We start from the raw sequence: 26,863 nt of genomic DNA, 5'->3' as shown, positions 1-26,863 counted from the left end.
TGCTGCGACGGCGTGGACGGGCGCCGCCCAGATCATCGTGTCGTGCTTGATCCGTTGCGAATCCTCAGTGGTCGGCTATTGCGTCGATGGTCAGGGCTTCGTGGCGGGCGGCATGGCATTCGCCGCGGCTGATCGATCCCCCATCGGATCGTCTTCAGCGGCCTTCATCGGTTCCAGAGCTCGGAACACCCGTGAGACCGGGGCGTGGTTGTCCGACTACTCGAAGAGTCCGGCACGGCGCTGCGCTTGTACTGCGTCGTGAATCAGGTCCTTGAACGGCTTCTGTGTCGTTTGGCGGTTCTGAGAAGCGATACGGAACACCGACATGGCCAGATCGGTAGCCAGCCGGGCCTGCTGTGGTTCAGTGCCTCGCTCTTCCAGTATCTGCGCGAGCGTATCCGCCAGGCCGGCCAGCTTGACGAGTTCTCGTTCCGTGAGCGCCGGGCTTCGACTGATCGCATCGAAGCGTCGCTGCACGTATTCCCGTGGCAAGAAGACCTCGTCCGCCCCCTGCATCGCATGGATCAGCGCCGAGAAGGGTTCGAGTTCCGGCGGAGCCGAGCTCAGTCGTGACGCCAGGAACTCGGTGAGCAGTTCGCCGCTGGCGAAGAGCACCTCACGTTTGTCAGTGAAGTGGCGGTAGAACGACCGTTCCGTCAAGCCGGCTCGCTTCGCGATGCCGGCCACCGTGGTGCTGTCGTATCCCGCCTCCAGGAACAGCTCCAGTGCCGCGTCCTCGAGGCGTTGCTTGCCGTCGGCTTCCCATCGTGGCATCCGGTCAGCATAGTTGACAGCAGATGCTGTCATCATGCTAGCGTCCAGTGACAGCAGAACCTGACATCAAAACTGGAGTCGACATGCCGGGAAGTAACCCCCTTTACCCCGTCCTGGCCGCGCTGAGGCGAGGTGCCATCTTGCTCAGCGTGGCCGCCCTCCTCGGCATCACGCTGAGCAACTCGAGCACCGTGTTCGCCGCCACCGGCGCCGCCGAAGCTCGTGTCACCACTGCTCCGGGGGCGTGTGCGGCGGGGACAACGGTCGAGACCGCAAGCGGGATGGTTTGTGGGACCTCGCGGGACGGCAGCCCTGAATGGCTCGGCCTTCCGTTCGCAGCCGCGCCTGTCGGCAACCTTCGCTGGGCTGCCCCGCGAGGAATCGGCCGGTGGACAGACGTTCGGCAGGCGACCGCTTTCGGCTCCCCGTGTGTCCAGGGCGACGGAACCGGCGCAGAGGACTGTCTCTTCCTCAACATCACGGCACCACGCTCATCGACCGCGGCGTCCCGTAAGAACCTGCCGGTCGTCGTGCAGCTGCACCCTGGTGGTTTCATCTCCGGCAGCGGCAACGCCGACTACCGCCGCCTCGCCGACACCGGAACGATCGTCGTATCCATCAACTACCGGCTCGGCGCGCTCGGCTTCCTGGCTGCCCCGCTGCTCGGCAAGGACCCGGGTGATTACGGCCTGCTCGACCAGCAGGCTGCGCTCCGGTGGGTGCAGCGGAACATCGCAATGTTCGGCGGTGACCGCCGACGCGTCACTCTCATGGGCGAATCAGCGGGTGGCTCCAGCGTCTGCCATCAGCTCGTCTCGCCATCCTCCGCCGGGCTGTTCCAACGCGCGATCTCCTACAGCGGCTACTACAACCCTGTCACGGGATCCGCAACCGGCACCGCCTTCCCCTTGCAGCTGGAAACCCAAGACTGCAAGTCCGACCTCCCGTCGGCGGCGCAGGCCCAGCAGAAGGGCACCGACTTCGCTCGCGCCGCAGGGTGCGACACCGGCGCCTGCCTCCGCGAGATGTCCGTCGCCGCCGTACTGAAGACGGCCGGCTCCGGCTTCCAGTACGCCGGGGGACACGGCACCACCGCTCCGACACTGAACCGCAACATCCTGCCCACCACGTTCGTAGCGGGCATCCGCAACGGATCCGTCCACCGCGTTCCGGTGATGATCGGTGTCGCACGCGACGAGAATCTGACGGGAGCACCTACCACCGGTGCCGCTTACCGGAACCTGGTGCAGGCTCAGTACGGCGCAGCGGCAGACGCCGTGCTGAAGACCTACCGCCTGGACCACTTCGCGTCGCCGTTTCTCGCCTGGCGCACGGTCACCGCGGACTCCAACACGATCTGCCCGGCACTGCGGGTCAATCAGAGCCTTGCGCAGCGCAGTCCCACCTATGCCTTCATCATGGACGACCCGGACGCTACTCCCGCTGCGTTCGTCCCGGCAGGAATGCCCGGTGGCAGCTACCACGTAGCCGACTGGTTCCTCTTCTCCGAAGCCGGCCTACCGACTGCCACCACCGCGAATGAGCAGGTCCTCCAACAGCAGGAGCTCGGCGCTGTCTCCTCTTTCGCTCGCACCGGAGACCCCAACTCCAACGGCATTCCCGCCTGGCCGCAGCTGCGCTCGAACGGGAATCTGCTGTCACTGCAGCCCGGCGGCGACAGCGAAGCTGTCTCGACCTCCGCACTGACCGCCATCCACAACTGCGCGTTCTGGAACGGAATCTGAACGCGCTGACCCGGCATTCCCCCCAGGCATACCTAGGAGCAGTCATGCGAATCTTCATCACCGGCGGAACCGGCTTCATCGGCACCGCCGTCGTGCACGACCTCATCGCAGCGGGCCATGACGTCGCCGGCCTTGCGCGCTCGGATCGATCCGCCGGTGCACTCACCGAGGCGGGTGCGAAGGTGATCCGCGGATCGCTGGACGACCTCGAAGTGCTTCAGGACGCTGCGCGTGCGTCCGACGGGGTCATTCATGTGGCATTCCCGCCGGACTGGGATGACTTCAACGCTACTGTGGCAGCCGACCGGCGCGTCATCGCCGCACTCGGCGAGGCCGTCGCCGGATCCGATCGCTCTCTCGTCATCGCCTCCGGCACGGCACTCATGCGTCCCGGCCAGGTGCTTGACGAGAACGACCTGGGCGATCCCGCTTCCGCCGGGCCCCGCCGCGAAACGGAGCAGGACCTGCTCAAGATGTCCGGCGAGGGCGTGCGCGGCGTCGTGGTCCGACTCGGCACCTCAGTGCACGGACAGGCCGATCGGTCCGGATTCATCCCCGGATTCATCGCTGCGGCCCGTGAGCATCACGCATCCGCCTACATCGGCACCGGCGACAACCGCTGGCCTGCCGTACATCAACTGGACGCGGCCCGCGTCTTCCGGCTCGCCGCTGAATCCGCCCCCGCGGGGTCGATCCTGCACGCGGTCGGCGACGAGGGCATTCCCTTCCGTGACATCGCCGAGCGTATCGGGAAGCATTTGAATCTCCCGACGATCAGCCTCGAGGAGGCTGACGCGCCCCGTCATTTCAGCGAGTTCGGTGAGCTCGCCTTCATCACCGGACAGGACATTCCCGCCTCCAGCGCACTCACCCAATCCGTCATCGACTGGCAACCGCAGCACCCCGGGCTGCTGGAGGACCTCGACCAGGGCTTCTATTTCACCCGATGAACCACCCGTTGATCTCCCACCGTCATCCGGGTTGACGCTGAGGATGCGGCAGTACCCGACACGACCCGTGCTGGGTGCTACCGCCGGCGGCAGCTGGGCAAGTCATACCCGCCCTCGACTTCGCCATCGTCTACGTCGGGCTCTCCACGACCCCGCGCGGCTCAGACGATCGGTGGGGCGCCGGCAGTCCTACAGGGACAGGTCGCGGTCGCCATAGGTGCCGGTGGTCGGTGCTCGGCGGTGGCGAGCTCGAAAGCGATGACGGCGCCGGTGCCGTCGAGTGACCGCAGCCGCTACCGAGGTCGGTGATCTGAGGGTGGAAAGGTCTTTCGCATACATGGGTCATGCGCACGCAGCCGACCACATCGATGGCCAGGACGTCGGTGGCATTGTCTGCTGGGCAGAGCGTCCTTGTGTTCGTCGTGGGCGCCGACGTGTATGCGGTGGATTGCTTGTCCGAGCTGCCGTACCATTTCCAGGCCGATGCCTTCATCGGCACGGGTTACCAGGGCACGGCAATGACCGGTCTGTTCGTCATGGTTTCAGGTTCCGTGGTGAGTGGTTTCGGAATGGGTGGTCATTGTCTGCAGGCCGATGACGTTCAGAACGGCGAGTTTGTCGGCGTCGGGTGAGCTGGGTGCGGCGGTGAACATGACGACTCGTAGTTCGGCGTCGTGGACGGTGAGGACGTCGCAGTCGAGGGTGAGTTCACCGACCACGGTGTTCGGGATCATCTTCCGGATCCCGCCGTGGCGCGCCACCGTCGGCTGTTCCCACAGGTCGGCGAACCGGGAGCTGTACTCGCGTAGGGCGGTGACCATGGAGGCGAGTTCCGGGTCGTGCGGGTACCGGTGGGCGGCGTCGCGCAGATCCGCGGTGAGCGACCGTTCGTGGCGGTCGAGGTCGTCGTGTCGCACGGGGGTGTCGGCGCCGGTGAAGTGCTGCCACACCAGGTTCCGGCGGCGTCCGCTGTCCTTGGCCGGATCGCCGAACAGCGCCGCCCAGGACGGGTTCGCGGTCAGCAGGGTCCAGGTCACGTCGTAGATGGCCAGCGGCACGTCGGCGAGGCGGTCGGCCATGCGCTGCACCCCGGGGGTGACGTGTTGCGGCACGCTTGCGCCCGGGGGCGAGGCGTGTCCGGCCAGGCCGGCCAGCATCTGGTGTTCCTCGCGGGTGACGCGCAGGGCCCGGGCCAGTGCCCGCACCACCTCGCCGCTGGGTTGGGCGCGGTCCTGTTCGATGCGTTTGATGTAGTCCGCTGACACCCCGGCCAGCCAGGCCACCTCTTCGCGGCGCAGGCCGGGGGTGCGCCGGTCACCGCGCCTGGCCGGCAGGCCTACGTCGACGGGGTTCACCCGTTCCCGCCATGCTCTCAGCACCGAGCCCAGCGTCATGTGTGTCATACCACCGACTATGCCGAATCCTGGCGTCACTGTCTGGCCCTGTCCGTCCCACCCGGTAATCGATTTCCGGGTGGGACAAACGGGGCCACGCTGTCGGGTCCCGCGGGGGTCAATCTGGTGTCCGGAACACGGTGAAGCCATTCGTGACGCAAGGAGAATGTTCGATGTTTCTGATCACCGGAGCAACCGGCAATGTTGGTGGGAAGCTGGTGGCCCTGCTCACCGAACAGGGTCACGACGTCCGGGCGTTGGTGCGCAGCCCGGCCACCGCGAACCTGCCGTCCGGCGTCGAGGTCGTCACTGGCGACCTTGACGACCTCGACAGCATGACCCGGGCCGCCAGGGGCACGTCCGCGATCTTCCACATGCAGGCCAGCCCTCAGCCGGCGCAGACCGAGACACTGATCGCCGCCGCCCGTGGTGCGGGCGTCGACCGGATCGTCGCGATGACCTCCATCGGCGCAGTACTCGAGCCCCTGCCGATCATGGGCACCTTCTTCCGGGCCCGGGAGGACCTGCTGCGCGCCTCGGGCCTGCAGGTCACCATGCTGCGGCCCAACACACTGATGACCAACGCGCTGTGGTGGTGTGACTCGATCAAGCAGGCCGGCACAGTCAGTGACCCGTGCGGTGAGGGCCGGCTGCCCGCCGTCGACAGCGACGACATCGCCGCGGTGGCCGCGGTAACGCTGACCCGGCCCGGCCACGAGGGCAGGGCCTACATCCTCAGCGGGCCCGAAGCGCTGACCAGCCGCGAACAGGTCGGCATCCTCGCCGACGTCCTCGGTCGCCCGATCACGTTCATCGAGAACACCCCGGCCGAGCACGCAGCGGCCCATTCCCACGGTTCGCCGCAGCTGGTTCCGGTGATCGAAAACCTCTACACCATGTTCCGTACAGGACGCGCGGGCGTGCTCACCGACGACATCGCGAATGTCACCGGCCGGCGACCCGGCACCTTCCGCGCGTGGTGCGAACGCAACACCGGCGCTTTCCGATGACACCAGCGAGCACCGATGCAATGCCGGAGGCAAGGTGACCGCCACCATCTCGCCGGGCGGTATCGCACCGGGCCGCCTGGCGAAAAGAAGCCTTTGATGATTCGAGGAAACCCATGACACGATGAGCACTGCCGCCGGTACTGCCGCTGATCTTGCGTCCCACCGACCGGGATCACAGAATTGCGCCGGCCGCCCGTTAACCCGGCCGCTCCACGGGTTATCCCGAGCCGGTTCAGCACGGTAGAGAACTGCCTGGTGAAGATCTCCTCTTACCGGGTGGGATCCTGTCGGCCTCATCGCCGAGGACTGGTCTCGACTCGATCGGGAAGTGAGGATGGGCGCCGGGCCCGGTCGATGTGACCCTCCCTGGCCGTCCCGGCGGGGCTTGGCCCGTATTATTGCTCTGCCATGCCCGATGCCAGCTCGTCGTCAGGAACCGCCTCGACAGGGGAGCGGATCGTCGCTGCCGCGATGGGCCTGCTCGCGGAGGGCGGAAACGAGCGAGTGTCGACTCGTGCGGTTTGCGATGCGGCGGGCGTCCAGCCACCTACGATCTACCGATTGTTCGGCAGCATGAACGGGTTGCTCGACGCGGTCGCGCGTGAGGGTTTCCTGATTCATCAGCGTAGCTATCGCGGTCTCGAGCAGTCGGACGATCCGGTCGAGATCCTCCGTAAGGGCTGGGATCAGCACGTCGCCTTCGGGCTGGCGAATCCCTACCTGTACTCGGTCATGTACGGCCGCGCCGATCCGGCCACGCCGTCGTTCGCCGCCGTGGCCGCCAACGAGGGTCTGCGCTACTCCATCCGCCGCCTCGCCGAAGCCGGACTGCTCCGCGTCGACGAGGACTTCGCCGCGTTCTCCGTCACCGCGGCCGGCATCGGCGCGACGTTCACCTTGCTGTCGGTTCCCGAGCAGGACCGTTCGCTCGACGAATCTGTGCGGATGCGGGAAATGCTCATCCGCTCGATCGTGTCGGACCAGCCCGAGGCGCCCGAGGCCGGCATCGTGGGGACAGCAGCCGCGCTGAACGTTCTGCTCGACACGAGCAGCGAGCTGCATCCGGCCGAACGGGTCCTGATGCAGCACTGGCTTGATCGTCTGGCTCGCTCGCAGGACGCGGATCGGAACCGTCCGCAGGCGTAACACCGTTCCGGTGTGTCACTCACGTCCGGCCGTCAGCCGCACGTCAATCAGGTTGAGTCGATGCTGAGTCTTGGGCCACATTTGTCGGTGCAGCCCTTGCCACCAGGCCATGTTCAACCGCTAACGTCTACCCGTTAGCGAATTATGATCATTGTCTGGAGGACTTTCCATGTCTGTTCCCAAGCCGACCACGGCCGACATCTCCGCTCTCGCGAAGGAGCTCGGCTACACGGCCGTCGCCGACGCGGCCGAGGAGTACACCGCGATGATCACCGGCATGCTCGGGGTCTACGACGCCCTCGAGGCCGTTCCCGAGATCGCGGTCCTGCCTGGGCGCGACGCCGTCACGTTCCGGGTGCCCTCGGCCGAGGAGGACCCGCACCACGCCTGGGAGGTCCGCGCCTCGATCCCGGGTGCCGCGACCGGCCCGCTGGCTGGGGTCCGGCTGGGGGTCAAGGACAGCATCATGGTGTCCGGTCTGCCCATGGGCAACGGTTCCGACGTGCTGGCCGACTACGTGCCGGCCGGGGACGCCACGGTGGTCACCCGCGCTCTCGAAGCGGGCGCGGAGATCGTCGGCAAGACCACCAACGAGTACTTCTGCATGTCGGGCGGCAGCCACACCGCGCACAGCGGGCCCACCCACAACCCTCACCGGATCGGCACCTCCTCCGGCGGGTCGTCCAGCGGCAGCGCCGTGGCCCTGGTGACCGGCGACGCCGACATGACGCTCGGGGCCGACCAGGCGGGGTCGATCCGGATGCCCGCCTCCTGGTCCGGAGTCGTCGGGCTCAAGCCGACGTACGGTCTGGTGCCCTACACCGGAATCGCGCCGCTGGAGGGGTTCTTCGACCACGTCGGACCGATGACGCGGACGGTCGCCGATAATGCCCGCTTCCTCAGCGTCCTGGCCGGGCCGGACGGCATCGACCCCCGGCAGCGTGACGTCCGCGTCGGCGACTACCTCGGCGCGCTGGCCCAGGACGTACGCGGACTGCGGGTCGGAATTCTGCGGGAAGGCTTCGGGATCGCCAACGGTGAGGCCGAGGTCGACCGGGCCGTGCGGGCGGCGGCCGAGTCGCTGCGTGAGCTCGGAGCCGTGGTCGAGGACGTCTCGGTGCCCCTGCACGCGCTCGGTCCGGTGCTCTGGACGGCCATCGCGATCGAAGGTATGGCCGAGACGGTGCTGCGCAACCAGGGATTCGCGTTCGGCCGGGCCGACCACTACCCGGTAGACCTCATGCAGCACCTGTTCGACAAGCGTGACACCGTCGCCGACCGGCCGGCCAACGTCATGCTGTTCACCCTGGTCGGCCGCTATGTCGACGCCAAGCAGGGGCGGCTGAACTACGCCAAGGCGGTCAACCGGACCCGGACCCTGCGCGCGGCCTACGACGAGGCTCTGCAGCGCTACGACGTCCTGGTGACCCCGACGACTCCGCAGACCGCTCGCCTCCTGCCCGACCCCGCCGCCGGACCGGGAGCATCGGTGCAGGCCGCGATCGAGATGTCGGCCAACACCACTCCGTTCAACATCACCCACCACCCTGCCCTCAGCGTCCCCTGCGGAACCGTCGACGGTCTGCCGGTCGGGCTGCAGATCATCGGTCGCCACTTCGACGAGGCGACGTTGTACCGGGTCGGCCAGGCCATCGAACAAGCCTGAGCCCATACCCGCACCAACCTCTCCCAAGGAAGTCCCATGACAACAGTCATCACCAATGCCCGGATCTTCGACGGGACGCGGGTGCTGAGCGAACGGACCGTCGTCATCGACGATGCCGTGATCCGCTCAGTCGGCGCACCGGTGGACCAGCCGGGCGCCGAAGTCGTCGATGCCGCCGGCATGACTCTTCTCCCCGGCCTCATCGACGCCCATGTGCACACCTCGCCGGAGGCCCTGCGCCTGGCCCTCACCTTCGGAGTGACAACCGAACTGGAGATGGGGGGTGTTCTCACCGCTGGTCGCCGAAACCACATCACCGGAAACGATCAGCTTGCTGACGTCCGTTCATCGGGTTTCGGTATCACCCCACCGGGCGGGCACCCCAGTGAGATCGTGCCGGAAGGAGCAATGCCCGGGCAGGACGAAGAGGGCTGGCAAGACGTCGTCATGCCCTTCTCCCGTACACCTGACGAAGCTGTCGCCTTCATCCCGCAACTGACCGGGTCCGGGTCCGACTACATCAAGTTCCTGATCGACGACGGCACGACCGCACATGCTCCCGGCCTGCCGATGCTCGACCAGGCCACCCTGAACGCCGGTGTCGCCGAAGCCCGCCGGTGCGGGATGCTGACAGTCGCGCACGCGCTGACCGTCGAGGCCACCCGTATGGCCTTGGAAGCCGGCGTCGATGGTCTGGTCCACCTGTTCCTGGACCAGCCGCCGACGCCGCAGATCATCGACCTCATCGCCGCCTCCGGTGTCTTCGTCGTTCCCTGCGTGGTCCTCAACGCCTCGATCATGGGTATTACCGGTGAGCGTTTCGCGTTCGACCCGCGGGTGCACACACGGCTCAGCCCACACTGGCTGGCAACCCTGCAGAGCTCCTTCAACCATTACCCGCAAGGCCGGCTCGCGGACGTGCTCGCCTCGGTCCGAGCGCTGCACGAGGCCGGGGTGACCCTGCTCGCCGGCACCGACGCCTCGGTTCCGGTGCCGGCCCTGGGCGGGCTCGCGCACGGCGCGAGCGTTCACCACGAACTGCAGATGCTGGTCGCGGCCGGACTGACCCCGGCGGAGGCTCTGTCCTCGGCCACCATGCAGCCGGCGCAGCGATTCGGTCTGTCCGACCGAGGACGCATCGCCGAAGGACTGCGCGCCGATCTGCTTCTGGTCAAGGGTGATCCGCCCACGGACATCGCCGACACCCTCAACATCGAAGCGGTGTGGCGCCGTGGAACCAAAGCCGATCTTTCGATGACAGGGCACTGAGACAGGGCGTCGTATTGGCGCGTCTGCCAAACGACGGCGCCCGCTCTCTGGTACGCCCGGGCTCGTGAGCCCTGCTGTCAGCAGGAAAGACTTGTCGGGCTGCGCCGACGGTGGGATACGCCGTTACGCGAAGCCCCGCGCAGTACAGCCACATTGTCAGCATCGCGGGAGCGGAGCCGGTAACGCCGGCCCCGCTCCCGCGATGCTGTGCGCGGCGATCGAGGTCGTCATGGTCCTGGCTGACGGTGAACAGAGCACGGGCTTTCGCCCGGGCATCTCGATGGCGCGGGTGCGACGACAAGGAAACACATCGAGCCTGTGGCACAGAATCCCGTGTTCTCTGTCAGGCAGCCGATGATCCACCCATCACCACCTGCAGGACGCCGTCACAGCGGCGGACGGACTCGGCCACATTCTGTGTCACATCACCGGAAGGGCCGCCGACGTATCGGTGATGCCGCTGCCGAACGCCCGGCGCCCGGTGGCGCTCGTGGTCGACGTCGACGCGTTCCTCGACCGGTTCCGCGACGACCCGGCCACCCGCGCCACCTGCACCGAGACGCTGCGCCGACTACGCGAGACCGCCGGGGATCAGGTACCGGTCGCCGCGCTTACCCCGGAAATCTACGAGCAGACGATGGCCCGCTGGGACGAGCGGGCCGCGAACACCTGGAACAAGCACCTGTCCGCGCCGACCTCGTTCACCGCCTACTGCGGGCGCCAGGACTGGCTGACCACCGACCCCGGCCGGCGCCTGGAACGCCGCAAGGTCACCCGGACCAGGGACAAAGCCATCCCCCGCGCCCAGCTCGACCGGCTGTTCACCGACGACCGGCGGGCGGTGGCTCAGCACGAACGAAGTCATAAATGCGGACTTGCCCGTCCATGCCTCGGCGCGCCACCGCACATAAGGGTTGGGCACGTCAGTAGCGGTGCAGAACGCAGCGAGCGCCGCCAGTTCCTCCTACCGGACGATTTGCTCCGGCGGGGCGATCCGGCGTACTTGCTCTTCATAGCGCGACCGGACCGGCTGTGCCGGCAGCAATGGTGCCAGCACAAGCCGGTCCTTTGGTCATCAAGGGCCTTACGCTCCCGGGGCTTTGCGGTTGATGATCCGGTCCAGCCACTCCGCCAACAGTGCTTTTTCTCCGGAGCTGAACTCGGGCATTTCTTGCAGGTCCGCGCGCAAGGCAACGGCGGCACCGACCAGATTGCCGGTGGGCACCGCCGGAGCCGGCACGGTGAGCGCGGCGATGCACGCTTCGCGGACCGTGTGTGACAGGGACAGGTCACGCTGTTCCATCGGGGTGCCGATGAGGGTGAGCGCGGTCCCGCTGCCGGCGGCCAGGAGCAGTTGCGTCGCCCGTTCCTCGCTCATGCTCAGCAGGCCCCGCTCGGCCAGGCGGTGCACCTTGGCGGCGACGACCCGGGCGGCTGCGGCGGTGGTGGGTGAGTTCTCGTGGCGGCTGGGTTCGCCGTAGACCAGGGCGTAGAGGTAGGGGTTGGCCAGGGCGAATCCGATGTGTTGGTCCCACCCGGCGCGCAGGTCCTCCAGGGGGTCCTCGGTCGGCTCGGGAGCCTGCGGACCGGTCAGGTACCGCTGGAAGCCCGCTGAGGCGACCGCGTCGAGCAGGCCCTGCTTGTCGCCGAAGATCCGGTAGATCGTCGGTGCCTGGACGCCGGCGGCGCCGCTGACCGCTCGGGTACCCACCGCTTCCGGGCCGCCTTGGGCCAGCAGTTCCTCGGCGGCCCGCAGGATCCGATCACGGTTGACGCCTGTGGGCGAGGTCTCGTCTGGACTCATGTTGCCATGTTAACAGACAGAAGTTAACGTGATAGCACGCGGCGCCCGCCGTCATCACCTGGCATTTCTTGAGGAGACCCCATGAGCACCGACGATTTTCCCCAGCCGCAACCGCGTGGCATCGGCACCGTGGCCATCATCGGCGCTGGTCCCGGTGGCCTCGCGCTGGCTCGGCTGCTGCAGGTTCGAGGTGTCTCCGCCACCGTCTACGAGCGCGATGGCTCACCGACCGCGCGCCGCCAGGGCGGCAGCCTGGACCTGCGCCCGGACTCCGGCCAGCGCGCGATCCGGGCCGCCGGCCTGGAAGAGGTCTTCGCGCGGTCCTCCCGCGAGGAGGCCAAGGCCTTCCAGCTGATCAGCTCCCAGGGCGAGGTCATCCCGGCCGGCGCCGAGGAGACCCACGAGGACGCCGGCCCGGAGATCGACCGCGGCGACCTCCGGCAGCTGCTGCTCGACTCGCTGCGCCCCGACGCGGTGGCCTGGGGTCACACTGTCCAGGACGTCGAGCCGGCCGGCGACGGCCGCTGGCGGGTGCGGTTCGACGAGCACCCACCGGTCACCGCCGACCTCGTCGTCGGCGCCGACGGCATCGGCTCCCGCGTCCGGCGCCGCCTCACCGATCTCCAGCCGTTCTACACCGGACACACGATGCTGGCCGCGACGATGCCGGAGAAGCTGTGGCGCGATTCGGAGATCTCCGACGTGGTCGGGGACGGGTCGGTGATGTTCGCCGGCGGCGGCCGGACCGTCTTCGCCCAGCGCTGCGCGGGGGACCTGATCCTGCTGTACTTCTCCATGAAAGTTCCCCGGGACTGGCCCGGCACCAGCGGCTTCGAGCCGGCCGATACGGACTCGATGCTGATGGCGGTCGCGGACGCCTACCAGGACTGGTCACCCGAGCTACTCGCGATGCTCCTGCAGGTCGAAGGGCCGATCCAACTCTGGCCGCTGTCGGTGATGCCGCCCGAGCACCGCTGGCACCCGCAGCCCGGCCTGACCATGCTCGGCGACGCCGCCCACGTGATGCCCCCGTTCACCGGCAAAGGCGTCAACCTGGCCCTGCTGGACGCCCTGGAACTCGCCGACGCCCTCACCGGGCCCGATCCGGACCCAGCCGCTTCCGTGGCGGACTTCGAGCAGCGCATGCAGGCCCGCACGGTGGTGGAGATCTCGGCGTGCCTGGGCGTGGGCCGCGACTTCTACGGCATCGACATGGACTTCAGTGACCAGGCCGAACAGCAGCGGGCGAGCGGTCGATGACGGCCACCTTCCAGCTCCGCGCGCGGGGACCGTACTCCCTGGCCGAGTCGGCCGGCTTCTCCTTCATCGACCGCGAGACCGGACCCCGCGCACCCGAGCTGCGCATCGCCTTCTGCAGCGACACCACCTTCGAGCCCACCGCGCTGCACCTGACCCAGCAGACCCCGAACGGCGGTGTCGAGGTGCACGGGGACCCGGCGGCGCGGGGGCAGCTGGAGCGCATCCTGGGACTAGATGTGGACGCCACCGGCTTCACCGAGGTGGGCGACCGGGACCCGGTCGTCGCCGCCCTGCAGGCGGCGGCGCCAGGGCTGCGCCCCCCGGTGCTGCCCTCGGCTTACGAGGCGGCGGCTTGGTGCATCCTCGCGGCCCGGCGTACCGGCACCCAGGCTCGTACCATGCGCCGGCGCCTCGCCGAGCAGGCCGGCACCGTCCTCAACGTGGCCGGTGAGCCGGTGGTCTGCCTACCGCCACCGGCGGACCTGCTGACTGCCGCACCTGTTCCCGGCCTGGACGACGTCCGTCTTCAGCGACTCCGGGGCGTGGCCCGTGCCGCACTCGACGGACGCCTGGACACCGCCGAACTGCGAGCGATGGATCCCGCCCAGGCGCGCGCCCACGTGGAAGAACTCGCCGGTATCGGCCCGTTCTCCTCAGCGATCATCGTCGGCCGCGGCCTCGGCCACACCGATGTCCTGTTCGGCCCGATCACCGAACTCAACCAGCGCGCCGGTGCCCTGTACCAACTGGGCCACGACGCAAGCCCGCAGGAATTGGCGAACATTGCCAAGGCCTGGTCACCGTGGCGGAGCTGGGTCCAGGTCTACTTCCGAGCGGTAACCGATCGGCTTCCACCACGCCATCGCCTCCTCGGAGAACACACATCGCAAGACGAGAGAAAACCCCCCACCCAGCCATCGGCCCTCGCCGGCCGGGTGACACGTCAGACGGTGGTCAGGCCGGACTGATGGTCGGATCCGTTTAAGGCCAGTCGTACCGGGACGGCGTGGCCCAGGGCGCCGAGGCCGCCGCCGAGGACGGGCCAGATGAACCAGGGGTACCAGGCCCCGGCGGTCAGGGCGATCGTGAGCCAGATGCCGGTCACCAGCACCGCCATGGCGAGGTAGGCAGCGAGGTGCACGCGGACGCCGAGGCGGGCGTGCCGGGCGCGGCGGGCCCGGACGACCGGGTCGTGGCGGCGGAGTGCGTCAACCGGCAGGTCCGCAGTGAGCCGGGCCAGGTCGGCCGTGCTGCGGGCGGTCATGGCCGCGGTCAGGCGGTCCTCGTACTCGGCGAGGTCGAGGTAGCCGAGGCTGAGCGCCGCACCGAGCCGCCGGCCGGTCCTCTCGCGGTCGTCGGTGCTGGTCCGCAGGATCGGGCGGTCTCGGCCTGTGACGTACCGGTCAGAACGGCGGCGATGACGAGTCGACGTGTGGACACGCCGCACCCTGCTGCCGCACGCCGGTACTGCTACGGCGCCATGCCGATGTCTTGAGACATACCTATTCCGATGACGCGAGACACCCTATTCCGATGTGCTGAGCCAGGACACTGTCAGCCCGACCGGGTGTGAACAGGGGATATGCCGCAACAGGCATATCCCCTGCGATCGTCGAGGGGCGGTGTTGTCGCCTCGCTGTCGCAGACCTGCCCGCAGCCTACACCCGCTCAGGCGGCTTCGGCGTCAGCGGCGTCCAGGGCCGTGCAGGTGGCACTGACCCCGTCGTCGGCGGCATCCCGCGTGAGGTGGCCGTAGAGGTCGACGGTGGTGGCCACGTTCTTGTGCCGCAACGTCTTGGACACCACGGCCAGCGGCACCCCCTCGTTGATCATGATGGTGGCGGCGATGTGCCGCAGGTCGTGCACCCGGACGGCCGGCAGTCCAGCCTCTGCGGTGAGCCGGCGCAGATGATCGAGCACGTACTGCGAACGCAATGGTTGCCCATCAGGGCGGGCGAACACCAGGTCGAGGTCCTCGTAGCGGCGGGCGGCCAGCTGCTGCCGGCGCTGGCGGCAGCGTTGCCGCTGCAGCGCCTCGACGGCCCGGGCAGACATGGCGACCCAGGCCCGGCTGCCATGGGTTTTGGGGGCGTTGAACATGCTGCGACTGTTGTCGACGCTGACCAGCGTCCACCGCACGAACAACGTCCGCGCCTCAAGGTCCACATCGGCCCAGTGCAAGCCCAGGACCTCGCCCTTACGCATCCCGGTGCAGATCATCACCTCGAACAGATCCGCCAGAGGATCTTCGACGGTGCGGCAGTGCCGCAGGAACGCGCTCGCCTGGGTAGTGCTCCAGCAGGTGAACTCGGGGCGTGCCGGCCGAGGGATCTTCGTGAAGCGGGCGGCGTTGTTCGGGAGCCGGTGGTTGCGCCGGGCGTCGTTGAGCGCACTCGACAAGGTGGTGATGCACCAGCGCAGGGTGACCAGGCCCCGGCCGGCGGCAAGTTCACGCTGGACGAACTGGTTGACGTGCTCGTGGGTGAGCCGCTCCAGCGGCAGGGCCCCGAACGCGGGGATCAGGTCATTGCGCAGGTAGTCGCGGTAGCGGTGCACCGTGTTCGTCTTCAAGGTCGGTGATTTCGTCTCCAGCCACTGGGTGAGATAGCTCGCGACGGTTTCGCTGTCGTCGAGGCTGACGCCGGCGCGTTCGCACTCCAGCACGTGGGCCAGGGCCGCCGAGGCCTCGGTTTTGGTGGTGAAGCCGGTGCGGCGCATGGTTCTGCGCTTGTTCAGTGTCGGGAGGTCGACGGCGAAGGCCCAGGTGCCGTGTCGTGGGTTGCGCAGTTTCGGGCAGCGGGCGCCGAGTTGCCGTCCGTCGCTGTCACGGCAGGCGCAGCAGCGGTAGACCCGGCCCCGGTGCGGATTCTGTCGCATGATCTCCTCCTCGGTAGAGGTGAGCTTCTGTCACTTCTACCTGTGCCCCGTTCGGCTGCGACAACATCGCGACAACCCCGCATGTCACCCCTGCGTGTGACCGCCGTACTTGTGACCCGGTCAAGGGACGCTCAGCGACGGTGTCGCCTCTCGAACGGCTCGGTGGTCAGCGAGGTCCCGTGATTGCCAGGGTTCGTCAGGACGGCTTGAACGACCTTCCTGACGGTGGTTCTGAGCGTGAGTATCGGTCTCTTTCGGGCTCGAGTTTGGGTCCCCGTGTCTGCTTACGGATTTCATTGGGCGTGAGTTTCGGACCCGCCCTGACCGTGGATGGTGGTGTTCCCGCCCGGGGTGGAGACCTTGGATGAGGCAGGCTTCGAAGCTGGTGGCGACGCCGCCGAGACGGCTGTTCTGTCCTGCCAGTCGTCGGACCGTCGTTGATCGAGTGGTACCGCGAATCCATGGGATGGCCGGCTGTGTTGCCGTGACGGCCGCCCGGCACCCGTGAGTTCGGGGGCGCCGGGTGGCCTGTTCTACCCAAGTTCGTCGGGTCGGACCAGGATTTCGCTCATGACCACCCGGGCGGGTCGAGTGACGACGGAGGTGATGGAATCGGCGATGTCCTCGGCGTGCAGCAGGGTGGCGTTGGCGAAGGTTGCCTGGCTGGCTTGGAGGAGATCGGGGCGGATGTGGGTGAACAGTTCGGTGGCGACCGGGCGGGGTTCGATCAGCGACACCCGCATGTGCCGGCCGGTGACCTCTTGGCGCAGGGCTTCGGTGAAGGCGTTGATGCCGCGATCAGGCTCATTGCGGGCTCGCGAACTGAGCCGTGGCCGAGGCGAACAGCGTGTATGGGTTTCCGAGTTTGCCGTAGGTCGCTGTCATCGTCGCGATGAGCTGGGCGGCGTCCGCCGCGGCGGCGAGCGCGATGTCGAAGTCGACGAGGTAGCGGCGAGAGAACGCCAGGATCTCGGCAACGTCGTCGACGGGCGCCTCTGGTGCCTGGTGACCCACGACCAGCAGGTTCGGGCGCAGCGCCTCGACGATGTCGAGCGCGGCCAGCCACTGCTGCCGGGCTTCCGCGTCCGTGCCGGCCAACCACATGTGGATGCCGTTATAACCGACGTCGCCGCCCACGACGGCGCCGGCGCTCGGCACGTGAACCACGCTGGAGGGGTGAGTGTCGCTCTGCCCGACCGCCACCGGTCGGATCTGCTCGCCCTCGAGCCAGATCACCTCGCCGTGCAGGGCTTCGGGAGCGACCGGCTTGCCCGCCGGGAGCTGTCCGGGGAACAACGACTCCCAATAGGCGAGATAGCCCTGACTGAGCTGCTCCTGTGCGTAGGGGACGACCTCCGGCAGGGCGACGGCTATTGCTGACGGAAAGGCCGCCAAGACGACGGACAGGCCGAGGAAGTGGTCGGCGTGGCCATGGGTCACGTACACCGCGGTGAGCTCCTTGCCCTTGGCCTGGATCCAGTCGACCAGGCGGTCGGCCTCGGCGGCGGTGATCAGCGCGTCGACCAGCACTGCCTCGCGTTCTCCGCTGATCAGGGTGGACGTGGTGGCCGGCCAGGTTGCCTGGGCGCTTGGGTCCCACCCTTGCGCGGGGGCGGCGATCGGCTTGTAACCGCTGGTAAATACGTCGATGGATAACATCGCGAGCCTTTCTCTGTCATCGGGTTTGGGCAGGAGGTCAGGGAACGAGCGGGGGCCGACGATCTGGATAGGTGGCGGGCGGCTACGCGGGTCAGCTCGGCTGGCGAAGCGGTCGAGGCCGGCCGGTGTGTGCAGGGGTCAGGATTCGTGCCTGGGGTGACGTGACGACAAGGCTGTGTGCCTGCTCTCGCGGCAGAAGGGCAAGCCCACCTGGGCCCACCGTGAGCCGTTGAGGGCCGACTTCGACGCTTAGCTCGCCTTCGAGGATGAGGACGGTCTCCTCATCAGCTTTGTTCAGAAGAAGCGGCGACATGTGGCCGCGTTCGCCGTCGTACTCGAGGACGTCGAAGCCGCCGTCGGCGTCGGCTGACGCTGCCCGCGTGCGAACCCGGCCGCCGAGGACGGACACCGCGCTCTGGGTGTCGGGATCGGTGACCACAGGTGTGGTCATGAAACTGGAGACGTACGTCATGGCGGTATAGAAGCCTGGCGGGGCCCAAGCGACCAACAGTGTTGCCTGCGGGGGTAAATCGTCATGACCGCAGGGGCAGCGCCACGTCGAGCGGGCAACACGTCTTGCTTCGTTGGACAGCGCCGTTTCCCGGCAGGGTCGAAGGCCGGCTACATCGACTCGGGCCGGTGGGTGATCGGCGCAACTGTGCGGCGTGTCGCCGCGTTGCAGCCGCAGCTCGGCGCGCTATCCGCCTGGCCGGTTCAGCAGAGTGCTGTCGGTATACTCACTCCTGAGAGGTGAATCCCGGTGTGCGGGCCGCCACCGGTCACTGAATCAGGCAACCGCTGACGTCGTGGGTCCCAGCTCGTAGAACGGTGTCATCACGGCCCGGGCCAAGGTGTGAACGCCGAGCGCGAAGCCGAGAAAGGCCGGTGTGCAGTCGTGGTCCGCGCCGAGGGAGGCCACATCCACGGCGTGCACCCCGATGAAATAGTCGTGACGTCCGCTGCCGGGTTCGGGCGCCGCACCGACATAGCGGCGTAGCCGGGCGTCGTTGGCGAGTTGCCATCCTCTGCCAGGCATCCGAGCGCCTTCAACGCCTGCGTTCGTCGGTAGGTCGTTGACAAGGGCCGGGATGTCGGCGACCGCCCAATGCCAGAAGCCGCTGCCGGTCGGCGCGGTCGGGTCGTAGACCGTGACCACGAAGCTCTTAGTTTCGGCCGGATAGTCCCGCCAGCTCAGCTGCGGCGAGATGTCCTGCCCGCCGGATCCGTAGATGCCGCTCGCCTGAGCTGGTTCCATTTTCACCCCGTCGCCGACGTCGGTGCTGGTGATGACGAAGCCAGGTACTCGAGCGATGCGATCGTAGGGCGTCCCCATCGTTGGCCTCCAATTCTTGTCGCAGTGCTTCAAGCTAAAGCGCAGGATGTGTCGCTCTATACGCATCTCGACTGGTGCATTCGTTTCGGTCGCGAACGCTGCCACCGGATCGTCGGCATCTTCGTGGTATCGCCGTGGCGCTCTACACCTTGGGGCCTGGCGATCAGCTCTGGCGAGGTCGGAGTCGGGGGCGTGGCCACCACTGGCCGTATCGCGCCTGAGTGGGCCGGACTCGCCATCGACCATCTCGGTCATGCTGCTCGTGCGCGGTCCGGGGCCTCGGGGCGTCGGTGTCGGCGTACCTCGTCGAGCGGATCCCGGCTGACCCTACGCACGTGGACCAGGTGAGCGCCCGGCACGGAGCCTAACGGCTGGCCGCGATCGCGATGCGTATGCGCGGATCCGCCTTCGACTTGGCGACATCGCGACCGGTCCGCTGCCGTTCGAGACCAGCGTCCGGGCATCTTCGCTGTCGGTGACGTGGGCTCGGGCTCGATGAAACGGGTCACCGGGGCGGTGGGGCGAGGGGCTCCAGCACCGCGTCCTCTCGGTCCGCCAGGCCCAGAACAGAGCGATCAGCGGGGCGAGTGCGGTTGCACCTTAGGCCACCCCTGCCGGGTGATCCTCCCGTCGCGGCGAGAAGCGCGGATCTACTTGGGGAAATCACATAGACAGCAGGAGGCGACCATGTCGACCGTCACTCACCAGAACGCACCGACCCAGTCCGTCGAGGCGGGCGGGATTTCGTACGCCTACCGGCGCTTCGGCGTCTCCGGGGGAGTGCCGCTGCTGATGCTGCAGCACTTCCGCGGCAACCTCGACAACTGGGACCCCGCCCTGACCGACGGGCTTGCTGCATCCCGCGAGGTGATCCTCGTCGACTACGCGGGCGTCGGATCGTCGACCGGGACCCCCGCAGGCACCATCGCCGAGATGGCCCGGCAGATCATCGCGTTCACCGAGGCGCTCGACCTGCCGCAGATCGACCTGCTGGGCTTCTCGATCGGCGGCTTCGTCGCCCAGGACATCGCCCTGGTCCGGCCCCGCCTGGTGCGCCGGCTGGTGCTGGCAGGCACCGGTCCAATGGGTGCGCCCGGCATGCACGCCTGGCGCTCCGACATCGAGTCGCATGCCCGCGCCACGGTCAACGACGGTGACGACCTGCTCTACATCTTCTTCGCGCACTCCGAGACGAGCCAGGCCAAGGGCCGGGAATTCCTCGGCCGTTTCCTGGCCCGCACCAAGGACCGGGACGAGGCCACTGGCATCGCGGTCCGCGACGCCCAGTACGACGCGATCATCAGCTGGGGCATCCCGGACTACTCCGCGCTGCAGCGGCTGACCGGCATCGGGATGCCGACGCTGGTCATCCAGGGTGACAACGACCTGATGATCCCCACCAAGGGCAGTTACACGCTGGCCGGGCTGATCCCCGACGCGCAGATCCACATCTACCCGGACGCCGCGCACGCCTTCCTCTTCCAGTACCCCGACGACGTCGCCAAGGACGTTAACGAATTCCTGGGCTGAGCCCACCGGTCACCAATCGAGGAGAACACCATGTCAGATCTACTGGATGAGGTCCTTGCCGCCTACGGCGGCCGCGACACCTGGGAGAAGGCAACGCAGATCAGCGCCCGCCAGTTCTTCGGCGGTGCGCTGTGGCAGCTCAAGGGCCACCCCGGGGCTCTCAACGACGTCCAGGTCACCGTCGACCTCGACCGCGAACACACCCGCCAGGAGCCCTTCTTCGCCGAGAACCACCACACCAACTTCACACCCGAGCGTGTCGCGGTCGAGGATGGGGACGGCAAGACCGTCGACGAGCTGCTCAATCCGCGAGCTTCGTTCGCCGGCCACGAGTTCGCCACCCCGTGGACCCGGCTGCAGCTGGCCTACTTCTCCGGGTACGCCATGTGGACCTATGTCAGCGAGCCCATCTCGCTGACCTTCCCAGGCGTGCTGACTGAGGAGCTGGGCGGCTGGACCGAGGACGGCCGCAACTTCCGGCGACTGCTGATCACCTATCCCGACAGCATTGCCACCCACAGCACCGAGCAGACGCTGTACATCGGCGACGACGGGCTGATCTACCGGCGCGACTACACCGTCGACATCGCCGGCAAGACGCCGGCGGCCGAGTACACGACCGGTCACACCGAGGTGTCCGGTCTGATCATCCCGACCACCCGCATGATCTATCCCCACGATGAGAATAACCACAAGATCGCCGAGCCGCTGGTCGTGTCGATCACGCTGGCGGACATCGTCGTCTCCTGAGAGACCACGGTGGTGTCCGGCCTGGCCCGGCGACGCGGTTGGCTTAGGGACATACGTCGCTCGACTGGCCCTACCTGCCACGCAAAGCCGTGCCTATCTGCCGACTGCGGAACTCTAGCGCGGCTACCCGGCTCTGGACTGGGCTCTGCTCGGCGCAGGTATCTTCTTTTCGGTCCCTCTCCCGGCAAGCGCGGACCCTGCTTGCCTCGAGGCGCATAGTCGACCTACTCATGGCTACCTCCGTCGGACGACCCACCATTTGATCTGCGGCCGCGTTGGAATGCGGCCGCAGATCAGGTAGGGCCGACGAGCCATAGGGGGAAGTCCATGGGAACCATCACGGTCGCATTGCGGGCCACCGATCCGCTGAGCCTGGCCGGGCTGTCGATGATGCTGGCGTCGAGCCCGGACGTAAAGGTGCTGCCGGGCGACGGGGCGAGCGCTGACGTTCTCGTCTACGCGACCGACACTGTCGACGGCCAGGTAGTGCCGGCCCTAAGGCGATCGTCGATCGAAACGCGACGCCCGGTCGTTCTAGTCGTGGATGACATCAACCAGGAGCAGTTGCTACTGGCCGTAGAGTGCAGGGTTGTCGGAGTGCTGCCGTCGTCGGCCGTGACTAGCGAGCGCCTGGCAGGTAGCGTCCGGACCGCAGTTGGAGGTGGCGGCTTCCTGCCGCCGGGCCTCGTCGGCGATCTGCTGAGCCATCTGCGGCATCTTCAAAGCGAGGTGCTCGAGCGCTCCGGGCTGAGCGCCTCGGGCCTGACTCCGCGCGAGGTCGACGTGATCCGGTTGATGGCCGAAGGGCTGGAGACCACGGAGATCGGTGTCCGAATGCACTGCTCGGAGCGCACAGTGAAGAGTGTGATCAGCAAGATCATTCACCGTTTGCGGCTACGGAACCGATCGCACGTCGTCGCGTACGCGATGCGCTTCGGGGTCATCTGACGCACGCTCCTGCTTTTGGGACTTGTCCCGGCTACACGGGTAAGTGCGATTGGACCTTCGACCACGCTGTCGGTACCTTGCTCGCCACGCGCCGATGCGGCGGCTGCGATCGACTTTGTCAAGCACCCGCACATGGCTGTCGAGCGCCATGAATGTCTCGTTGGACACCATCGTGCGTTCAGGCGTAGCGAGCAATAGATATACGACCGATACCACCCGGCTTCGACGTAACGAGCTCGCCGCTGCGCGGCCATTCGAGTATTGGCTGGGCGTCGCGAGTCGTAGTGCAGAGAAGGCCGCCGTAGTTCGCAGTCTGGACTCAGCGAAGGACAAGGGCGGTGTCCGGCCCAGTCATACGACTGACGAACGCAGCAGGTCATCGCCACAGGATGGATGGCGTCAAGGTCCGTTCCTGCTTCAAGGAGACGCAATGTTGCGAAGCAAAATCTTCCGCACCGTGGGCATCGCAGCGGCCATGCTGCTCGCCGCGACGACGGTTGCCGCTGCTGCGCCCGGCTCGGCCGCGGCAACCGCCGGGAATTACAAGAAGCCGATGATCGTGCTCGTGCACGGCGCTTTCGCCGACTCTGGCGGCTGGAACGGCGTTGCCGCCAAGCTGATCGACGACGGCTATCCGGTCGTTGCGGCGGCCAACCCCCTGCGCGGCGTCGCGTCGGACGCCGCCCAGGTCAAGGCCCTGCTCGCGAGTATCAACGGTCCGGTCGTGCTGGTCGGACATTCATACGGCGGCATGGTGATCAGCAAGGCGGCGGTGGGCGCCGGCAACGTCAAGGCGCTGGTCTACGTGGCCGGCTTCGCGCCGGTGGCGGGGGAGAGCGGGGCCACGTTGTCGGCCAAGTACCCGGGCAGCACGCTGGGCGAGACGCTCCGGGGAGTCCCGCTGCCGGGCGGCAACGAGGACGAGTACGTGGACCCGACGCTCTTCCGTCAGCAGTTCGCGGCCGATGTGCCGGCCCGCGACGCCCAGTTGATGGCGGTGACCCAGCGCCCGATCACCGCGGCGGCCCTCAACGAGGTGGCCCAGGGGCCGCAGGCGTGGCAGAGCCTGCCCAGCTACTTCCTCGTCCCGACCGGGGACAAGAACATTCCGGCGGCCGCGCACTACTTCATGGCGGAGCGTGCCCACGGTCAGGTCCTGACCATCAAGGGCGCTTCGCATGCCGTGTTCGTGTCGCACCCCAGGGCGACGGCGGAGTTCATCGAACGCGCGGCCCGTTGAGCGACCAGTCATTTTGCTGAAGGTGTGATCCGTCGTGCCGGTCAGTCTGGTTCAGGCAGCGACAGGGAGCCGGACGACCGGCACGACTAGCGAAGCGGCAGAGACGATGACAAAGCACGATCCCGTACGTCTTGAGCGCATGTCCCCGAGGACCGCCCGAGTGATCTTCAGCAACCCGCCGGTGAACCTGATCAACGGGGCGATCGTCACCCGGCTCGCGGCGATCGTGGCGGAGCTGGACAGCGATCCCGAAGTGCAGGTCGTCGTCTTCGAGAGCGATGTCCCCGACTTCTTCCTCAACCACTTCGACTTGGCCGCCGTCGCCGACTTCCCGGCCCCCGGGCCGGGCGACGTCCCGGTCTGGACCGACGTGGTGCTCCGGCTCACGAAGGCGCCGTACATCACCGTCGGCGTGATCCGGGGCCGTACTCGCGGCGGCGGCAACGAGCTCGCGCTCGCTTTCGACCTGCGCTATGCCGGCCTGGAGACGGCGTTCTTCGGCCAGCCGGAGGTCGGCACCGCCATCGTTCCCGGCGGTGGCGGCACTGAGCGGCTGCCCCGAGCCATCGGCCGGGACCGTGCGCTCGAGGTGATCCTGAGCAGCGCCGACTACGACGCGGCCACCGCCGAGCGGTGGGGATGGGTCACCCGGGCACTGCCGGACGCCGAGCTCGACAAGTACGTGGCCGGGGTCGTCGACCGGCTCGCCTCGTTCGACCGCGCCGCCCTGGCCACCGCCAAGTCGATGGTCAACCGGGCGGTCCTGCCGCCGGACACGGATCTGATCGCCGCCTACGCGGACTACCGCCGTTCGCTCACCCTGCCCGGCTTCCAGAGCCGGGCCGGCACTCTGCAGCAGACCGACCCGCAGACCGCGCTCGACGTCGAGTACCGGCTCGGGGAGTTCCTCGGCCTGGCCAACCAGCGCCGCACGTCCTGACCAGAGTGGAGAGGAAAATTCATGGAGACTTACGCGACAGTGTCCAACGCGGTGGTGCGAGGCGCCGACGCCATCGACTACGCATACCGGGAGACAGGCACGGGCGACCCGTTGATCCTGCTGCAGCACTTCCGGGGAAACCTTGACAGCTGGGACCCGGCACTGGTGGACGCGCTCGCCGCGGGACGGCGGGTCATCGCGTTCGACAATGCCGGGGTGGGCGGCTCGTCGGGCAGCACCCCGTCGACCGTTGCCGAGATGGCGCGCGACGCGCTCGCCTTCCTCGACGCGCTCGGCATCGGCCGGGCCGACGTACTCGGCTTCTCGCTGGGCAGCTTTGTGGCGCAGGAGATCGCATTGAGCCGGCCCGACGCCGTACGCCGGCTGGTGCTGGCGTCGGCGGCCCCGCAGGGCGCGGCCGGTATGCACGGCTGGGCGCCGGAGGTTATCGGTGCGGTCGGCAAGCCCGAGACCGGCCCGGCCGACTATTTGGGAGTGTTCTTCACGTCGTCGGACGGCAGCCGGCAAGCCGGCCAGGCCGCGCTGGGCCGCATGTACGCCCGCACCGAGGGCCGCGACCAGGCCACCACCTGGCAGACCCGGCAGGCCCAGTACGACGCGATCTGCGCCTGGGGGATCCCCGACCACAGCAGGCTCGGGCGGATCGGCGGCATCACCGTGCCGGTTTTGGTGACCAACGGCGACAGCGACCCGATGATCCGGCCCCGCTACACCCACCTGCTCGGCGGTCTCCTGCCGGACGCCCGGGTGGTCATCTACCCGGACGCCGCCCACGGCTTCCTCTTTCAGCACCACGAGGCGTTCGCCGCTGACGTGCTCGACTTCCTGCTCCAGGGATCATGACCGACGTCCGATCGCCGTCGTCGTTCCCCGAGATCGGGGAGCGGCAGCGGGACATTCTGGCCGCAGCCGGCTACCGGCTCACCGACGAGCAGTCCCGGCGGACCGCCTCGTACGGCGTGGCCGAACAGGTCGCCGCCGGGCAGGTGTTGTCCGAGTTGGGGGATGCCAACAGTGACCTGCTCCTGTGCGGCACGGCGACGCTGGAGTCGCTGCGCACCGCCGCCGCCGAGCCCGGCGGGGACGTGTTCCTGCAGTACGGCCCGGGCCAATTCGCCGGGGAGCTCAACCTGTTCACCGGCCAGACCCGGGTCGTGTCGGTGCGCGCTGCCACCGCGGGCACTGTCTGGCGGATCGACCCGAAGGCTTTCCGCCGGCTGATGGGCCGGGAGGCGGACCTGGCCGACATTTTCCTGCGCGCAGCCCTGGCCAAGCGCCGGCTGCTGCGCCAGGGGGCGGCGCACGACCTGCGGGTGATCGGCGACCCCGGGTCCCGCGCCGGTCTTGCTCTGCGCACCTTCCTGAACCGGCAGGGCGTCGCCCACGCCTGGCTCGACCCGGCGGCGCTGGAGGACGCGACCGTGATGGCCGCCGCCGGGCTGGCCGCGGTCGATCTGCCGGCCGTGATCACCGGCCGCCGGACGCTACGCAACGTCACCACCGGTGCGCTCAGCGAGTTTCTCGGTCTGAGCTACCGGCGCACCGGCCGGTCCGTCAACGACCTGGTCGTCGTCGGGGCCGGTCCGGCCGGGCTGGCCGCGGCCGTCTACGGGTCCTCGGAGGGGCTGGCCACTGTGCTGCTGGACGCCGTGGCCACCGGTGGTCAGGCCGCGACCAGCGCCCGCATCGAGAACTATCTGGGTTTCCCGTTCGGGCTGCGCGGGGCCGACCTCGCGGCCCGGGCGGCGGTGCAGGCGCTGAAGTTCGGCACGCAGATCGCCAGCCCCTGTGCCGTGGCCGAACTGCAGCCCGGCTCGGATCTGCACACGATCGTGCTGGCCGACGGCACCGCGATCCGGTCCCGGGCCGTGGTCGTGGCCACCGGGGCCGAGTACCGGTCCCTGCCGCTGGCGCGGTGGGACGAGTTCACCGGCAACGGCATCTACTACGCGGCGACCGACCTGGAGGCGCAGTCGGTCGCCGGGATGCCGGTCGCGGTGGTCGGCGGGGCGAACTCGGCTGGTCAGGCCGCTCTGCAGCTGAGCCGTTACGCGGCCGGTGTCACTCTGCTGGTGCGGGGACCGGAGCTGGGCGCCGCGATGTCGGCGTACCTGGTCGATCGGATCCGGGCCGAGCCGCGCATCACGGTGCGAACGGGTAGTGAGGTGGCTCGGCTGCACGGCGTGGACCGCCTGGCGGCGATCTCCGTCCGCACTTCGGGCACAGAACAGACGATCGACTGCGGTGGTCTGTTCTGTTTCATCGGCGCCGTCCCGGCCACGTCGTGGCTCACCGGCGTGGCGCTCGACCATGACGGTTTCGTTCGGACCGATCAGCAGCTGGACCGGACGGCCCTGGGCGGTCGCTGGTCCACGTTCCCGGGCGGGCCGCTCCCGCTGGAGACAAGCGTGCCCGGCGTCTTTGCCGCCGGTGACGTCAGATCCGGCTCGATGAAGCGGGTCGCAGCGGCGGTGGGTGAAGGCTCGAGCGCCGTCCGGTCCGTCCACCAGGCCCGGGAGCGTGCAACGGCGGGCTGACCTAGACTCC

At 68.1% G+C, this 26,863-nt stretch carries 24 protein-coding genes; 15 read left to right on the top strand and 9 right to left on the bottom strand.

Going from position 1 to position 26,863, the window contains the following annotated elements:
- Positions 1–216: 216 nt before the first annotated feature.
- Entirely contained in the window at positions 217–774 is a 558-nt protein-coding gene (locus HJC40_RS42040) for a TetR/AcrR family transcriptional regulator (RefSeq protein WP_250009303.1), read from the bottom strand.
- A gap of 149 nt (positions 775–923) precedes the next feature.
- On the opposite strand from HJC40_RS42040, the gene HJC40_RS42035 reads away from it, so the two are divergent.
- A complete protein-coding gene (locus tag HJC40_RS42035; RefSeq protein WP_250009302.1) occupies positions 924–2,519 on the top strand; it encodes a carboxylesterase/lipase family protein in 1,596 nt (531 codons plus the stop codon).
- A 44-nt stretch (positions 2,520–2,563) separates the two neighbouring features.
- Positions 2,564–3,469 carry an SDR family oxidoreductase gene (locus tag HJC40_RS42030; RefSeq protein WP_250009301.1) on the top strand — a complete coding sequence of 302 codons (906 nt, stop codon included), beginning with the start codon at positions 2,564–2,566 and terminating at the stop codon, positions 3,467–3,469.
- A gap of 542 nt (positions 3,470–4,011) precedes the next feature.
- On the opposite strand, the gene HJC40_RS42025 is transcribed toward HJC40_RS42030, so the two are convergent.
- Entirely contained in the window at positions 4,012–4,872 is an 861-nt protein-coding gene (locus tag HJC40_RS42025; protein ID WP_250009300.1) for a helix-turn-helix domain-containing protein, read from the bottom strand.
- Between the two features lie 131 nt (positions 4,873–5,003).
- Between HJC40_RS42025 and HJC40_RS42020 the strand changes: the two genes are divergently transcribed.
- From HJC40_RS42020 to HJC40_RS42005, 4 genes are all read left to right on the top strand, one after another.
- Positions 5,004–5,873, top strand: coding sequence for an NAD(P)H-binding protein (locus HJC40_RS42020; protein ID WP_250009299.1), 870 nt, complete (start codon positions 5,004–5,006; stop codon positions 5,871–5,873).
- 408 nt (positions 5,874–6,281) lie between these two features.
- Positions 6,282–7,019, top strand: coding sequence for a TetR/AcrR family transcriptional regulator (locus HJC40_RS42015; RefSeq protein WP_250009298.1), 738 nt, complete (start codon positions 6,282–6,284; stop codon positions 7,017–7,019).
- Between the two features lie 169 nt (positions 7,020–7,188).
- Positions 7,189–8,685: an amidase gene (locus tag HJC40_RS42010; RefSeq protein WP_250009297.1), complete on the top strand. Its 1,497-nt coding sequence runs from the start codon at positions 7,189–7,191 to the stop codon at positions 8,683–8,685.
- A 36-nt stretch (positions 8,686–8,721) separates the two neighbouring features.
- The gene (locus tag HJC40_RS42005; protein WP_250009296.1) at positions 8,722–9,954 is read left to right on the top strand and encodes an amidohydrolase family protein; all 1,233 of its coding nucleotides are present in this window, start codon (positions 8,722–8,724) and stop codon (positions 9,952–9,954) included.
- Between the two features lie 1,084 nt (positions 9,955–11,038).
- Here the strand turns inward: HJC40_RS42005 and HJC40_RS42000 are convergent.
- Positions 11,039–11,758: a TetR/AcrR family transcriptional regulator gene (locus tag HJC40_RS42000; protein ID WP_250009295.1), complete on the bottom strand. Its 720-nt coding sequence runs from the start codon at positions 11,756–11,758 to the stop codon at positions 11,039–11,041.
- Between the two features lie 81 nt (positions 11,759–11,839).
- On the opposite strand from HJC40_RS42000, the gene HJC40_RS41995 reads away from it, so the two are divergent.
- Together HJC40_RS41995 and HJC40_RS41990 are read left to right on the top strand one after the other, a co-directional pair.
- Complete coding sequence (locus HJC40_RS41995; RefSeq protein ID WP_250009294.1) at positions 11,840–13,018, top strand: NAD(P)/FAD-dependent oxidoreductase; 1,179 nt, start codon at positions 11,840–11,842, stop codon at positions 13,016–13,018.
- Positions 13,015–13,986, top strand: a complete 972-nt coding sequence (locus HJC40_RS41990; RefSeq protein ID WP_250009293.1) for a DNA-3-methyladenine glycosylase — start codon at positions 13,015–13,017, stop codon at positions 13,984–13,986. The genes HJC40_RS41995 and HJC40_RS41990 overlap by 4 nt, the downstream gene beginning before the upstream one ends.
- Here the strand turns inward: HJC40_RS41990 and HJC40_RS41985 are convergent.
- The 6 genes from HJC40_RS41985 to HJC40_RS41960 all read right to left on the bottom strand — a co-directional run bounded on the left by HJC40_RS41985 (position 13,962) and on the right by HJC40_RS41960 (position 18,887).
- Complete coding sequence (locus HJC40_RS41985) at positions 13,962–14,465, bottom strand: DUF1707 domain-containing protein (RefSeq protein ID WP_250009292.1); 504 nt, start codon at positions 14,463–14,465, stop codon at positions 13,962–13,964. The genes HJC40_RS41990 and HJC40_RS41985 overlap by 25 nt on opposite strands.
- 221 nt (positions 14,466–14,686) lie before the next feature.
- Positions 14,687–15,895 carry a tyrosine recombinase XerC gene (gene xerC, locus HJC40_RS41980; RefSeq protein WP_250009290.1) on the bottom strand — a complete coding sequence of 403 codons (1,209 nt, stop codon included), beginning with the start codon at positions 15,893–15,895 and terminating at the stop codon, positions 14,687–14,689.
- Between the two features lie 533 nt (positions 15,896–16,428).
- Positions 16,429–16,638, bottom strand: a complete 210-nt coding sequence (locus HJC40_RS41975; RefSeq protein WP_250009289.1) for a hypothetical protein — start codon at positions 16,636–16,638, stop codon at positions 16,429–16,431.
- A 61-nt stretch (positions 16,639–16,699) separates the two neighbouring features.
- Entirely contained in the window at positions 16,700–17,554 is an 855-nt protein-coding gene (locus HJC40_RS41970; RefSeq protein ID WP_250009288.1) for an MBL fold metallo-hydrolase, read from the bottom strand.
- A 91-nt stretch (positions 17,555–17,645) separates the two neighbouring features.
- Complete coding sequence (locus HJC40_RS41965) at positions 17,646–18,026, bottom strand: hypothetical protein (protein ID WP_250009287.1); 381 nt, start codon at positions 18,024–18,026, stop codon at positions 17,646–17,648.
- 315 nt (positions 18,027–18,341) lie between these two features.
- Positions 18,342–18,887 (bottom strand): YbhB/YbcL family Raf kinase inhibitor-like protein, encoded by a 546-nt coding sequence (locus tag HJC40_RS41960; protein ID WP_250009285.1) that lies wholly within the window; start codon positions 18,885–18,887, stop codon positions 18,342–18,344.
- A gap of 687 nt (positions 18,888–19,574) precedes the next feature.
- On the opposite strand from HJC40_RS41960, the gene HJC40_RS41955 reads away from it, so the two are divergent.
- From HJC40_RS41955 to HJC40_RS41925, 7 genes are all read left to right on the top strand, one after another.
- Complete coding sequence (locus HJC40_RS41955; RefSeq protein WP_250009284.1) at positions 19,575–20,417, top strand: alpha/beta fold hydrolase; 843 nt, start codon at positions 19,575–19,577, stop codon at positions 20,415–20,417.
- 30 nt (positions 20,418–20,447) lie between these two features.
- The gene (locus tag HJC40_RS41950; RefSeq protein WP_250009283.1) at positions 20,448–21,167 is read left to right on the top strand and encodes a hypothetical protein; all 720 of its coding nucleotides are present in this window, start codon (positions 20,448–20,450) and stop codon (positions 21,165–21,167) included.
- Positions 21,168–21,494: 327 nt separating this feature from the next.
- The gene (locus tag HJC40_RS41945; RefSeq protein WP_250009282.1) at positions 21,495–22,115 is read left to right on the top strand and encodes a LuxR C-terminal-related transcriptional regulator; all 621 of its coding nucleotides are present in this window, start codon (positions 21,495–21,497) and stop codon (positions 22,113–22,115) included.
- Between the two features lie 430 nt (positions 22,116–22,545).
- Complete coding sequence (locus tag HJC40_RS41940) at positions 22,546–23,355, top strand: alpha/beta hydrolase (protein ID WP_308201001.1); 810 nt, start codon at positions 22,546–22,548, stop codon at positions 23,353–23,355.
- 160 nt (positions 23,356–23,515) lie between these two features.
- Entirely contained in the window at positions 23,516–24,295 is a 780-nt protein-coding gene (locus tag HJC40_RS41935; protein ID WP_250009281.1) for an enoyl-CoA hydratase/isomerase family protein, read from the top strand.
- Between the two features lie 21 nt (positions 24,296–24,316).
- Positions 24,317–25,159, top strand: coding sequence for an alpha/beta fold hydrolase (locus tag HJC40_RS41930; protein WP_250009280.1), 843 nt, complete (start codon positions 24,317–24,319; stop codon positions 25,157–25,159).
- On the top strand, positions 25,156–26,853 hold the full coding sequence (locus tag HJC40_RS41925) for a cyclic nucleotide-binding domain-containing thioredoxin-disulfide reductase (protein WP_250009279.1): 1,698 nt from the start codon (positions 25,156–25,158) through the stop codon (positions 26,851–26,853). Before HJC40_RS41930 ends, HJC40_RS41925 begins: the two co-directional genes overlap by 4 nt.
- The last annotated feature ends 10 nt before the right edge of the window (positions 26,854–26,863 follow it).

Origin of the sequence: Actinoplanes sp. M2I2 (genome assembly GCF_023544445.1) — a bacterium.
Classification (GTDB): Bacteria; Actinomycetota; Actinomycetes; order Mycobacteriales; family Micromonosporaceae; genus Actinoplanes.
The sequence above is the reverse complement of the archived record's forward strand: the minus strand, read 5'-3'. Positions and strand labels throughout refer to the sequence as shown.

Excerpts from the sequence above, each read along its gene's own strand:
- HJC40_RS41930 (WP_250009280.1), top strand. The coding sequence starts at position 24,317 with ATGGAGACTTACGCGACAGTGTCCAACGCGGTGGTGCGAGGCGCCGAC.
- HJC40_RS41925 (WP_250009279.1), top strand. The coding sequence starts at position 25,156 with ATGACCGACGTCCGATCGCCGTCGTCGTTCCCCGAGATCGGGGAGCGG.
- HJC40_RS41955 (WP_250009284.1), top strand. The coding sequence starts at position 19,575 with ATGTCGACCGTCACTCACCAGAACGCACCGACCCAGTCCGTCGAGGCG.
- HJC40_RS42000 (WP_250009295.1), bottom strand. The coding sequence starts at position 11,758 with ATGAGTCCAGACGAGACCTCGCCCACAGGCGTCAACCGTGATCGGATC.
- HJC40_RS41970 (WP_250009288.1), bottom strand. The coding sequence starts at position 17,554 with ATGTTATCCATCGACGTATTTACCAGCGGTTACAAGCCGATCGCCGCC.
- HJC40_RS42025 (WP_250009300.1), bottom strand. The coding sequence starts at position 4,872 with ATGACACACATGACGCTGGGCTCGGTGCTGAGAGCATGGCGGGAACGG.
- HJC40_RS41965 (WP_250009287.1), bottom strand. The coding sequence starts at position 18,026 with ATGACGTACGTCTCCAGTTTCATGACCACACCTGTGGTCACCGATCCC.
- HJC40_RS41950 (WP_250009283.1), top strand. The coding sequence starts at position 20,448 with ATGTCAGATCTACTGGATGAGGTCCTTGCCGCCTACGGCGGCCGCGAC.
- HJC40_RS41945 (WP_250009282.1), top strand. The coding sequence starts at position 21,495 with ATGGGAACCATCACGGTCGCATTGCGGGCCACCGATCCGCTGAGCCTG.
- HJC40_RS42040 (WP_250009303.1), bottom strand. The coding sequence starts at position 774 with ATGCCACGATGGGAAGCCGACGGCAAGCAACGCCTCGAGGACGCGGCA.
- HJC40_RS42005 (WP_250009296.1), top strand. The coding sequence starts at position 8,722 with ATGACAACAGTCATCACCAATGCCCGGATCTTCGACGGGACGCGGGTG.
- HJC40_RS41975 (WP_250009289.1), bottom strand. The coding sequence starts at position 16,638 with ATGCGGGTGTCGCTGATCGAACCCCGCCCGGTCGCCACCGAACTGTTC.
- HJC40_RS41995 (WP_250009294.1), top strand. The coding sequence starts at position 11,840 with ATGAGCACCGACGATTTTCCCCAGCCGCAACCGCGTGGCATCGGCACC.
- HJC40_RS41940 (WP_308201001.1), top strand. The coding sequence starts at position 22,546 with ATGTTGCGAAGCAAAATCTTCCGCACCGTGGGCATCGCAGCGGCCATG.
- HJC40_RS41990 (WP_250009293.1), top strand. The coding sequence starts at position 13,015 with ATGACGGCCACCTTCCAGCTCCGCGCGCGGGGACCGTACTCCCTGGCC.
- HJC40_RS42030 (WP_250009301.1), top strand. The coding sequence starts at position 2,564 with ATGCGAATCTTCATCACCGGCGGAACCGGCTTCATCGGCACCGCCGTC.
- xerC (WP_250009290.1), bottom strand. The coding sequence starts at position 15,895 with ATGCGACAGAATCCGCACCGGGGCCGGGTCTACCGCTGCTGCGCCTGC.
- HJC40_RS41960 (WP_250009285.1), bottom strand. The coding sequence starts at position 18,887 with ATGGGGACGCCCTACGATCGCATCGCTCGAGTACCTGGCTTCGTCATC.
- HJC40_RS42015 (WP_250009298.1), top strand. The coding sequence starts at position 6,282 with ATGCCCGATGCCAGCTCGTCGTCAGGAACCGCCTCGACAGGGGAGCGG.
- HJC40_RS42010 (WP_250009297.1), top strand. The coding sequence starts at position 7,189 with ATGTCTGTTCCCAAGCCGACCACGGCCGACATCTCCGCTCTCGCGAAG.